Below are 5,636 nucleotides of genomic sequence, written 5' to 3'. Positions count from 1 at the left end.
GTGGGGTCTGCGGACGGAGAACGCCCACGGGCTGACCGGCACCAAGACCATCGCGACCTGGACCCGGAAGGCTGCGCGGAACACCTCGTTCACGGTGACGGGCTCCGGCTGGGGCCACGGCGTCGGCATGAGCCAGTACGGTGCCCGTGCGATGGCGGCGGGGGGCAAGAGCTCAGAGCAGATTATCGACCACTACTATGGTCCGGCAGAGGTCCGCGCCTCCTCCCTCCGTGCTGGCAACAATGTCCGTGTTCACGTTCTCTCGGCGGATTCCATCAGACTGGAGCCGTCGAACACCCTACGGATCCATACCGCCCAAGGTGTCAAGCAGACGACGGAACCCGTGAGGCTGACCGTGGATCCCAACAACTCACGCCGGGTCCTGGCCACTCTCGGCAACGGCAACAAGCACGCCATGGAGACCGCCAACGTGGAGTGGGGCGGCACTCGGTACTGGCTCAGTGGCCCCTCGGGCACCCTGACGATCCCTCAGGGCGATGGAGGGTCGAGACCGCTCACCCTGGCCCATGGCCGTGTGGTCGCGACCGTGGTCTCGGGCAAGGTCAACCTGATCACCGAACTGCGGCTGAATGACGAATATCTGTACGGCATCGCCGAAATGCCGTCTTCTTGGCCTGCCGAAGCTCTCCAGGCGCAGGCGCTGGCCAGCCGTTCTTACGCCCTGCGCCAGACCGCCTCGGTGAAGTCCGAGTGCGACTGCCATGTGTGGGACGAGATCCGTTCGCAGAAGTTCACCGGATGGGCTAAGGAGTCCGAGACTACGGGCAGCACCCGGTGGGGCGACCGCTGGGTGAAGGCGGTCGATGCCACCCTGACGAAGAACAGTTCCGGTACGCCGACCCAGGCACAGAGCATCTGGTACGGAAACTTGGTCGCGGACGCTACCTATTACTCGTCGTCCGGTGGATCTACTCGCGACGCGGCTGATGTCTGGGGGAACAGCGTCGCCTACCTGACGTCGAAGCGAGATCCCTACAGTGTCAGCTCCGCTGCGGGCAACCCGAACGCCTCCTGGGTCAGCACGGTCAGTCAGACCACGATGGCCCGGGCCTTCAACCTGAAGGATGTCGTCTCGGTCCGGTTCACCACGGGGAAGGACCAGGCGATCGCGCGGATCACCGGGACCTCGTCGCAAGGTGACACCTCCACGTTGACCGGTACCCAGTTTCGGTCCCGGACCGGGGTCAAGTCCGCCTGGGTGAGCTCGGTGGTCTCGGCCTAGCCGCAAGAGTCGGCCCGGCTCGGTCTGGCAGGATGGAGGGCATGACTTCCACCACCATGGCCGGCGGTTCCGGCATCGAGGGGCACGACGTCGGCGCCAACTTCCAGCGGACCTCACCTCCCAGCGTGGTGGACGGGGTGCGTACCTCGGAGTTCGACTCGCTGATCCACGCCCAGGGCACGTGGCGAGACGACGAACTCCACATGGCCCCGGTCTCTGGACTGATGACGGCAGAGATCCTGGCCCACGATCCGCGTCCCGAGCTGCGGTTGGCCCGGTTGTCCTTCGAGATCCTCGGAACACTGCACTACGGGCCCCTCACGGTCACCACCCGTACCGTGCGCCCCGGGCGGACCATCGAACTGGTGGAGTCGACCTTGGTGGCCCAGGGGCGCGTCGTCCTGGTGGCCCGAGCCTGGCGCCTCGTCATCTCGGACACGGCCGACGTGGCCGTCACGAACGACTCCGCCCTCACCCCCGTGGCCCAGTGCCGGCCGTTCCCGGCGATGGAACAGCGGTGGCCCGGTGGCTACATCAAATCGCTGGAGATGCGGGTGGCCCCGGATCACGCACCGGGGCACGGGCGCTGCTGGTCCACCACTGCGGTGGACATGATCGCGGGCGAGCCGACCAGTGACCTCGTCCGGCTGATGGGGATGGCGGACACCTCCAACGGGGTCGCCCCCGTGCTGGACGCCGGTCCTGGCGGCTACGGCTTCCCGAACGTCGACCTGCAGATCCACCTCTACCGCGACCCCGTGGGTCCATGGTTGGGATATGCGACCACCTCGAACATGGGCTCGGACGGGATCGGGCTGACCTCCTCCGTCCTCCATGACGAACGGGGACCGTTCGGGCGATCCGAGCAGATCCAGACGGTCCGGAAGGTCCCCTCCGTCGATGCTTGAGATGGTCCAGCCGTCGGCTCGACACGCGGCCCCACCGGTCGTGCTGCAGTGGACCCGGCAGGGGCCATCGCTGGGCCCGGCAGAGGACCTCGACTACGGGATCACCCTGCTCCGTGCCGCCCAGAGCGGGGTGATCAGTTCTCCGATGGTCCGCGTCTATCGCCCCGCTCCCACCGTGGCCTTCGGCCAGCGGGACACCCGGTTGCCCGGTTTCGCCCGAGCCCAGCAGGCGTGCCGTGTACACGGTTTCGCGCCCGTGGTCCGGCGCGCGGGCGGCCGGGCCGCGGCCTATCACGGCGGCAGCGTGGTGGTGGATCACATCCAGAGCGACCAGGACGCGATGCAGGGGTTCCAGGACCGCTTCGCCGGGTTCGGCGACATGCTAGCCCAGGTGCTCCGGAGCGCTGGGGTACCGGCCGCCGTCGGAGAGGTCCCCGGGGAGTACTGCCCGGGGGAGTACTCGGTGCACACGCCGCTGCCGCCCGGGCCGGGCGGAGCCGAGCGTGGACCTGTGAAGCTGGCGGGCACGGCGCAGCGGGTCGTCAAGGGGGCCTGGTTGTTCTCCTCATCGATCGTGGTGGAGGATCCCTCGCCGATCCGGGCCGTGCTCGTGGATGTCTACGAGGCACTCGGCCTGGACTGGGATCCGGCGACGGCGGGGGCAGCCACGGACGCCGTGCCGGGGCTCGACGTGGAGACGTTCGCCGCCGGACTGCGCGCGGCCTACCAGCCCGTGGAGGACCGGCCCTGGGCTGACCTGCTTCGGGCGGTTCCGCGCCGGTAGGTCATCCGGTTCGTCCGGTGGTTTGCCTGGTCCGTCCCAGGAGACGGCCACCGCTGTGGTCCGCTGCGGCGTTGGCGCCGCGACGTCAGCGCGCTGCGAGACGCCGATGCAGCTCGGCCTTCGGCACCGGCGTGAAGCCGGCGTCCAGGTAGTGGTCGCGGATCTCCCGCTCCTTGCGGAGGAGGGACCAGCCTCGCTGGATGAGGAAGGGGACCGGCTTCCGGCGTTCGGCGAGGTCGCGCGCCAACCGGCGGGCCGCCGTCGTGAGCCGATGCTGGTCGATGTACCAGGCCTGGAAGTCGACGCCGAGCCGGGAGAGGATGCGGGGGAGCTCCGCGGCGAAGATGCCCTCCGCCACGATGGGCCCTCCGGCCAATTCGAGATCCACGTAGCCGGTGATGGATGACGTGGTGATGGAGTAGTCGGGCACGCGGGTGCGGCCGGTCTCCCGGAGTTCGATGATCGCGTCCACGGCGGCGCGTGCATTCCACGTCCCTGGGTGGTCCCAGTCGATCTCACCGTAGGCGGTGCGGGGGAACGACCGTTGCGGGTCGCCTTTCTGGTCCTCGGAGATCTCCCGGTAGAAGGCGTCCAGCAGCAGGTGCGGACGGCCGTAGGTCCGGGCCAGATAGGACTTACCCGAACCGGAGGCCCCGCCCAACAGGACGAGGCCTCCGGACAGGTGTTCGGAGGATGCGGTACTCACAGAGTCGGTGTTCCCGTCAGAGACTGGCAGCGCCTGGCGGGAGACCGGCCCGGCGGTCAGTGACCGCGGTCGATCCACTCCTGCAGGTGCGGGGCTTCGGCGCCGATCGTGGTGGAGTCCCCGTGGCCGGTGTTGACCGTGGTCTCGTCCGGCAGCGTCAGGAGCCGGTTCTTGATCGACTCCACGATGGTACCGAAGTCCGAGTAGGACCGCCCGGTGGCACCCGGTCCACCCTGGAAGAGGGTGTCGCCGGAGAAGACGACGCCCTGGGTTCCGGACTCGCTGACCAGTTCCGGGGAATGGAAGCAGACCGAACCCGGGGAATGCCCCGGGGTGTGCAGCGCGGTGAGCTGGATGCCGGCCACGGTGAACGCCTCGCCGTCGGAGATGGTGCCGTCAGGGGCCTGGTCCGGGTAGACGGTGTCCCACAGCATCCGGTCGGCCTCGTGCAGCAGCACGGGGGCGTCCACGAGGGAGCGGAACATCTGGACGGCGCGGATGTGGTCGTCATGTCCATGGGTCAGCAGGATGGCCAGGACCTGGCGTCCGTTGACGGCCTTCTGCACCTCGAGGGCATCGTGGGCGGGATCGATGACCACGCAGGTCTCGTCGTCGCCGACGATCCAGACGTTGTTGTCCACCTCCCAGGTGCCGCCGTCCAGGGAGAAGGTGCCGGAGGTGACGATCTTGTTGATGCGAGCCATCAGAGCACCACCACCGAGCGGAGGACGTCACCGGAGTGCATCTTGGCGAAGGCGGCCTCGATATCGCCGAGACCGATGGTCTCGGTGACGAAGGCGTCCAGGTCCAGGCGGCCCAGGTTGTACTGGTCGATCAGCATCTGGAAGTCGCGGGAGGGCAGGCAGTCGCCGTACCAGGAGGACTTCAGCGATCCACCGCGACCGAAGACGTCGGCGAGGGGCAGCTCCAGCTGCATCTCCGGCGTCGGGACGCCGACGAGGACGACGCGGCCGGCCAGGTCGCGGGCGTAGAAGGCCTGCTTGTAGGTCTCGGGGCGGCCGACGGCGTCGATGACGAGATCGGCGCCGAATCCTCCGGTGAGGGCCTGGATGGCCTCGACGGCATCCTGCTTCTTGGAGTTGACCGTGTGGGTGGCTCCGAGCTCGACGGCCTTGTCCAGTTTCCGCTGGTCGAGGTCCACGGCGATGATGGTGGTGGCCCCGGCCAGCTTGGCGCCGGCGATGGCGGCCGTGCCCACACCGCCGCAGCCGATGACGGCCACGGACTCGCCGCGCTTGGCTTCCCCGGTGTTGATGGCGGCGCCGATGCCGGCCATGATGCCGCAGCCGAGCAACCCGGCAGCGGCGTTCTGCTCATCGGAGACGCCCTCGACCTTGGTGCACTGGCCGGCGGCGACCAGGGTCTTCTCGGCGAAGGCGCCGATACCCAGGGCCGGATCGAGCTCGGTGCCGTCCTCGAGTGTCATCTTCTGGGTGGCGTTGTGGGTGTTGAAGCAGTACTGGAGCTGGCCCTTCTTGCAGGCGCGGCACTCGCCGCAGACGGCCCGCCAGTTGAGGATGACCTTGTCACCGACGGCCACGTCCGTGACGCCCTCGCCGATCTGGGAGACGACACCGGTGGCCTCGTGGCCGAGCAGGTAGGGGTAGTTGTCACCGATGCCGCCCTGGACGTAGTGCAGGTCGGTGTGGCACACGCCGCAGGTGAGGATGTCGACGACGGCTTCACCCGGACCCGGATCCGGAATGACGATGGTCTCGATGCTGACGGGGGCGTCCTTCGCCGTGGCGACGACCGCCTGGACCTGCTGGGGCACGGTGCTGCTCCTTCCGGGGCCCGCGGTGGGGCAGGGCTCCGACTCGTGGGTGGTTTCGGATCCATCCCATCACATCTGGCGCGGCGTGGGTGGCAGGTTCCCTGTGAGACGTATCCGGAGGCCTCGGATTTGCGTTGTGGATATCTGTGACGTGGTTCATGGGGGTCTGTTTAGACTGTTCGGGAACCTGGCAGGCGGGA

The 5,636-nt window shown here is 68.2% G+C and carries 6 protein-coding genes; 3 read left to right on the top strand and 3 right to left on the bottom strand.

Annotated features, from left to right (window positions below):
• From ACFFIO_RS08620 to ACFFIO_RS08610, 3 genes are all read left to right on the top strand, one after another.
• On the top strand, nt 1-1,243 hold a 1,243-nt coding region (locus ACFFIO_RS08620; RefSeq protein ID WP_378041177.1), incomplete at its 5' end, for a SpoIID/LytB domain-containing protein.
• Nucleotides 1,244-1,284: 41 nt separating this feature from the next.
• On the top strand, nt 1,285-2,151 hold the full coding sequence (locus tag ACFFIO_RS08615; protein WP_378041176.1) for a thioesterase family protein: 867 nt from the start codon (nt 1,285-1,287) through the stop codon (nt 2,149-2,151).
• A gap of 1 nt (nt 2,152) precedes the next feature.
• Nucleotides 2,153-2,935 (top strand): lipoate--protein ligase family protein, encoded by a 783-nt coding sequence (locus ACFFIO_RS08610; RefSeq protein WP_378041178.1) that lies wholly within the window; start codon nt 2,153-2,155, stop codon nt 2,933-2,935.
• Between the two features lie 85 nt (nt 2,936-3,020).
• Here the strand turns inward: ACFFIO_RS08610 and ACFFIO_RS08605 are convergent, their stop codons facing one another.
• From ACFFIO_RS08605 to ACFFIO_RS08595, 3 genes are read right to left on the bottom strand one after another with little or no spacing between them, the layout of a single operon-like run.
• The gene (locus ACFFIO_RS08605; protein WP_378041175.1) at nt 3,021-3,641 is read right to left on the bottom strand and encodes a uridine kinase; all 621 of its coding nucleotides are present in this window, start codon (nt 3,639-3,641) and stop codon (nt 3,021-3,023) included.
• A 56-nt stretch (nt 3,642-3,697) separates the two neighbouring features.
• On the bottom strand, nt 3,698-4,345 hold the full coding sequence (locus ACFFIO_RS08600; RefSeq protein WP_378041174.1) for an MBL fold metallo-hydrolase: 648 nt from the start codon (nt 4,343-4,345) through the stop codon (nt 3,698-3,700).
• On the bottom strand, nt 4,345-5,436 hold the full coding sequence (locus ACFFIO_RS08595; RefSeq protein ID WP_378041173.1) for an S-(hydroxymethyl)mycothiol dehydrogenase: 1,092 nt from the start codon (nt 5,434-5,436) through the stop codon (nt 4,345-4,347). The genes ACFFIO_RS08600 and ACFFIO_RS08595 overlap by 1 nt, the downstream gene beginning before the upstream one ends.
• Between the last annotated feature and the right edge of the window lie 200 nt (nt 5,437-5,636).

The organism is Citricoccus parietis (assembly GCF_042433045.1).
Lineage (GTDB): Bacteria > Actinomycetota > Actinomycetes > Actinomycetales > Micrococcaceae > Citricoccus > Citricoccus parietis.
The sequence above is the reverse complement of the archived record's forward strand: the minus strand, read 5'-3'. Positions and strand labels throughout refer to the sequence as shown.